The following is a 5,137-nucleotide window of genomic DNA, read 5'->3' as shown; positions in this document are numbered from 1 at the left end:
AGCAAAGCGCCTGGAACGAAAATCAACGCCTTGTTAACAGAGCCTTTTGCAAAAAGGCTTCATTTGATTTCACAAGGAAGCTTGTTTTCTATAAAATAGAATACAATCGACCTATTCTGGAATATCTCTTTGCTTCTGGAATAGAAAAGAAAAGGCAGGTGGGCATTATGCCAGCAAATAAAAAAGATATCGTCCAATTGCTCGAAACAATTGCTATATATATGGAATTAAAAGGTGAAAACCCATTCAAGGTCTCTGCATTCAGAAAAGCGGCAGCCGCTCTTGAAGGCGACGAAAGAAGCATGTCGGAAATGGGAGACCTGACTGAAATAAAAGGGATTGGTAAAGGTACTGCTTCCGTCATCCTGGAATATATGGAAAAAGGTACATCAACGGAGCTTGCAGAATTACAGGAGGAAGTACCGAGCGGATTGATCCCGCTTCTCCAGCTCCCAGGTATGGGTGGCAAAAAAATAGCCAAGCTTTACAAAGAGCTGGGTATTGAGAGTATCCATGATTTAGAGGAAGCTGCTAAGGCAGGAAAGATTCGCGATCTTGCAGGATTTGGCAAGAAAACTGAAGAAAAGATTCTCGCTTCAATCGAAAACTTTGGGACGAGGCCAGAGCGTCTGCCATTGGCATATATGCTGCCAGTCGCAGAATTAATTGAGTCCCATCTTCAAATGATAGAGGGAATAGACCAATATTCTCGGGCAGGAAGCCTTAGAAGGCAGAGAGAAACTATTAAGGACCTCGATTTTATTATATCTTCAGAAACCCCGGCAGCAGTTAAAGAAGAGTTAGTCAAACTGCCAAAAATCAAAGAGATCATTGCTGCTGGTGATACGAAGGTTTCGGTGACGCTGGGACTGGATTATGATGTGAATGTGGATTTTCGCCTCGTTTCCCCGGAAGAATTCGCAACAGCACTTCATCATTTTACGGGTTCGAAGGATCACAATGTCAGAATGCGCCAGCTTGCAAAGGAACAAGGTGAAAAGATCAGCGAGTATGGTGTGGAAAATGTTGAAACAGGTGAGGTAACGACTTTTAAGTCCGAAGAGGAATTTTATCAGTACTTTGGGCTTCCTTTTATTCCTCCTGAATTGCGCGAGGATGGTTCAGAAGTGGAGTTATATAAAGAGGATTTAAAACTGATTACCCTGGATGCAATCAAAGGTGACGTTCATATGCATTCAACCTGGAGTGACGGTGGCCATTCAATTGAAGAAATGGCTAAGGAGTGTATCAGAAGAGGCTATAAATATATGGCCATAACCGACCACTCCCAATATTTGAAGGTAGCGAACGGTCTTACACCAGAACGGTTAAGGAAACAAATTGAAGAAGTGAAGGAACTGAATAAAAAATTCAATAATTTTACAATCCTGACAGGAATTGAAATGGATATTTTACCGGATGGCAGCCTTGATTTTGATGATGATTTGTTAGCTGAGCTGGATTTGGTCATTGCATCCATCCATTCGTCATTTTCACAGCCCACTGAAAAAATCATGCATCGCTTGAAAACGGCGCTTGTGAATGCCAATGTTGATATCATTGCTCACCCGACAGGCAGGCTGATTGGCAGACGTGAGGGCTATTCCGTGGATATCGATATGCTGATCGAACTGGCTAAGGATACGAATACTGCGCTTGAACTGAATGCCAATCCTAACAGGCTGGACCTTGCATCGGAATATCTAAGAAAAGCTCAGGAAGCTGGAGTTAAAATTGTCATTAATACAGATGCTCATAAAGTAGATACACTTAAACATATGGAAATAGGGGTTACAGCGGCAAGAAAGGGCTGGGTCAAGCAATCCTCGGTATTGAATGCATTAGACCTGAATGGATTGCTTGAGTTCCTGCATGACCGCCATAAGTAAATTCTATTTTTGAATCTAGAATCTCTCCAATACGGATAGATCATTATTAAAAGAGAACCTTCGATTGAGAAGAAGGAGGAAATTTTTGTGCAGCAACGAGCCATGAAAACACTTGAATTTGATAAAGTCAGGAATCAGCTGATCGAACATACACATTCCTCATTGGGTAGGGAAAAAGCTCAAAACTTAATGCCATCTAAGGATTTTGAAGAAGTTTCACGGCTTCAGGAAGAAACAGATGAAGCGGCCAAAGTGCTTAGAATAAAAGGAAATATTCCATTAGGCGGGATCCACGATATAAGACCGCATACGAAAAGGGCTCAAATTGGCGGTATGCTCAGTCCGATTGAACTCGTCCAAGTGGCAAGCACTGTCCATGCGAGCCGACAAATGAAGCGATTCATCGAGGACCTTCAGGAGGTTACAGATGTTCCAATTTTACTAAACTATGCTGAAGGAATTATTGTGCTTGCCAAATTAGAGGAATCAATTAAAAATGCAATCGATGAAGGCGGAGAGGTTCTGGACGGTGCAAGTGAAGCCCTTCGATCGCTCCGTCAGCAAATGAGAACTAGAGAGTCAAGGGTACGGGAAAAGCTGGAGAGCATGATCCGCTCCTCCAATGCTGCTAAAATGCTGTCGGACGCGATCATCACGATCAGGAATGACCGTTTTGTCATCCCTGTCAAACAGGAATACCGCAGCCATTATGGCGGCATCATCCATGACCAAAGTTCTTCAGGGCAAACATTATTTATCGAGCCTCAGTCTGTAGTTCAGTTGAACAATGAACTGCAAACCATCAGAGTTAAGGAACAGCTGGAAATAGAAAGAATTCTAACTGAACTGTCTGCATTGACTGCGGAATATCATGATGAGCTTCTAGCAATTGTTGTAATAATGGCTGAGCTTGATTTTATGTTTGCTAAGGCAAGGTATGGAAGCAGGATAAAAGGTTCTAAGCCAATTGTAAATAATGAGGGCCGAATCAACCTTATTAAGGCACGGCATCCATTAATCCCAATCGATGAAGTAGTTGCCAACAGCGTTGCACTTGGCAAAGATTATACGACCATCGTTATTACAGGTCCGAATACCGGTGGTAAAACGGTTACGCTTAAGACAGTTGGCCTTTGTACACTGATGGCCCAGGCTGGATTGCAAATTCCTACGCTTGATGGGTCTGAAGTGGCTGTTTTTGAATCTGTTTATGCAGATATCGGTGATGAACAATCTATCGAACAAAGCTTAAGTACCTTCTCATCCCATATGGTCAATATTGTGGAAATCCTCAACAAAGTGGATAATAACAGCCTGGTGCTATTCGATGAACTAGGCGCAGGAACGGATCCTCAGGAAGGCGCGGCACTTGCTATTTCCATTTTGGATGAAGTGTATAAGTGCGGTGCGAGGGTGATTGCGACCACTCACTATCCGGAGCTTAAGGCATATGGATACAATCGTGAAGGTGTAATAAATGCCAGTGTGGAATTTGACGTAGAAACGCTCAGCCCGACTTACAAGCTTTTGATTGGTGTCCCAGGCCGAAGCAATGCCTTCGAAATTTCGAAAAGACTTGGGTTAAAAGAATCAGTAATCCAAACGGCAAGATTATATATCAGCGAGGATAGCAATGAAGTTGAAAATATGATCGCTTCACTCGAGACAAGCAGGAGACAGGCTGAAAGAGATCGTGAAGAAGCCCATCAGCTTTTCAAAGATGCTGAAAATCTCCATCAGGATCTGCAAAAGCAGATGGCTGATTATTATGACAGAAAAGACGAACTAGCAGAAAAAGCCAAAGTAAAAGCGGCTGCAATTGTTGAAAAGGCCAGGGATGAGGCAGAAGAAATCATTCGTGAGCTCCGCAAGCTCCGCCTTGAAAAAGGAGCAGAAATTAAAGAACACGAATTAATCGATGCCAAACGGCGCTTGAGTGATGCTGCCCCTGAGTTAAGACAAGTAAAAAAAGGCAGCAAAGCGAAGGCTGGAAAGCATGAATATCAACCTGGTGACGAGGTGAAGGTCTTAACATTTGATCAAAAAGGTCATCTGATAGAACGCGTTTCAAATAAAGAATGGCAGGTCCAAATCGGCATTCTGAAGATGAAAGTCAAAGAAACGGATATGGAATATATCAATTCTCCAAAGCCTGTTGAAACTAAACCAGTTGCGATAGTAAAAGGGAAAGATTTTCACGTTAGTCTCGAATTAGACCTCCGTGGAGAGCGTTACGAGGATGCTCTTATGAGAGTTGAAAAATATATTGACGATGCATTGCTCGCAGGATACCCGCGTGTTAACATCATTCACGGTAAAGGGACAGGCGCGTTAAGGCAAGGCGTCCAGGAGTACTTAAAGAATCACCGTTCAGTTAAGAAAATCAGGTTCGGCGACGCAGGCGAAGGCGGAACCGGTGTTACTGTAGTCGAATTTAAATAAGTGATCGAAGTCCTGCAAGATGAGGCTAATTAATAAATAAAGATCCAGACTTGTGGACTGCTTCAATTTATTTTTTCACCTAAAGCTTATACTGTGTGCGGTAAAATAATTGGTACAAAAGCCTGGCAAATATCTTATAATAGGTGATGCACGAGGTGTTAAATAAATACGGGGAGAATGGTTATGAATCATTTTTGGGAAAATGAATATATAGTGACGGCTGGTTATTATAGTGTAGCGATTCTCTGTATGGTCGTATTCCTTGCCGTTTTTGAGCTGGTGACGAAATATCGTAATTGGGATGAAATCCAGAAAGGAAATATTTCCGTTGCGATGGCTACTGGCGGAAAAATATTTGGGGTTGCCAATATATTTCGCCACTCTATCAATCAGCATGATTCATTGCTGACCATGATCATCTGGGGAGTTTTCGGCTTTGTGTTGCTTTTAATTGGCTATTTTATTTATGAATTCCTGACGCCGAAGTTTAATATTGATAAAGAAATCGAGAATGACAACCGTGCTGTCGGTTTCATATCCATGGTTATTTCAGTTGGTCTGTCCTATATTATCGGAGCGGGAATATAACAGGAGGATTTAAAATCAGATGGAAAAACTGGCAAAAATATTGCTGATTCTATGTGGAGTATTCCTGTTAGTCGGCTTTATCTATATGATGTTTTTTACGTAGAGTAATTTTTGAACCGTCTATAATTGGGCGGTTCTTTTTTCTTCGTTGAAAATTCTTCTCAACTTAACGTATTTATAAATATGGCTGTGTTAAACCTGGCTGTTGATTTCCGTTC

3 protein-coding genes are annotated in these 5,137 nt (G+C 42.0%); all 3 read left to right on the top strand.

What is annotated here, in order from left to right:
- Nucleotides 1-167 precede the first annotated feature (167 nt).
- The 3 genes from polX (at nt 168) to V7654_RS16595 (ending at nt 4,919) form a co-directional block, all read left to right on the top strand.
- Nucleotides 168-1,889 (top strand): DNA polymerase/3'-5' exonuclease PolX, encoded by a 1,722-nt coding sequence (gene polX / locus V7654_RS16605; RefSeq protein ID WP_335431760.1) that lies wholly within the window; start codon nt 168-170, stop codon nt 1,887-1,889.
- An 87-nt stretch (nt 1,890-1,976) separates the two neighbouring features.
- Nucleotides 1,977-4,331, top strand: coding sequence for an endonuclease MutS2 (locus tag V7654_RS16600; protein ID WP_335431759.1), 2,355 nt, complete (start codon nt 1,977-1,979; stop codon nt 4,329-4,331).
- A 183-nt stretch (nt 4,332-4,514) separates the two neighbouring features.
- Nucleotides 4,515-4,919, top strand: coding sequence for a DUF350 domain-containing protein (locus tag V7654_RS16595; protein WP_335431757.1), 405 nt, complete (start codon nt 4,515-4,517; stop codon nt 4,917-4,919).
- Nucleotides 4,920-5,137: the final 218 nt, after the last annotated feature.

Source organism: Bacillus sp. JJ1609 (genome assembly GCF_036967045.1).
Lineage (GTDB): Bacteria > Bacillota > Bacilli > Bacillales > Cytobacillaceae > Mesobacillus.
Note: the sequence above shows the minus strand (reverse complement) of the source record. Positions and strands in the feature narration are given on the sequence as shown.

What these genes read in the sequence shown, in the direction of transcription:
- polX (WP_335431760.1), top strand. Translation starts at nt 168, where the DNA reads ATGCCAGCAAATAAAAAAGATATCGTCCAATTGCTCGAAACAATTGCT.
- V7654_RS16595 (WP_335431757.1), top strand. Translation starts at nt 4,515, where the DNA reads ATGAATCATTTTTGGGAAAATGAATATATAGTGACGGCTGGTTATTAT.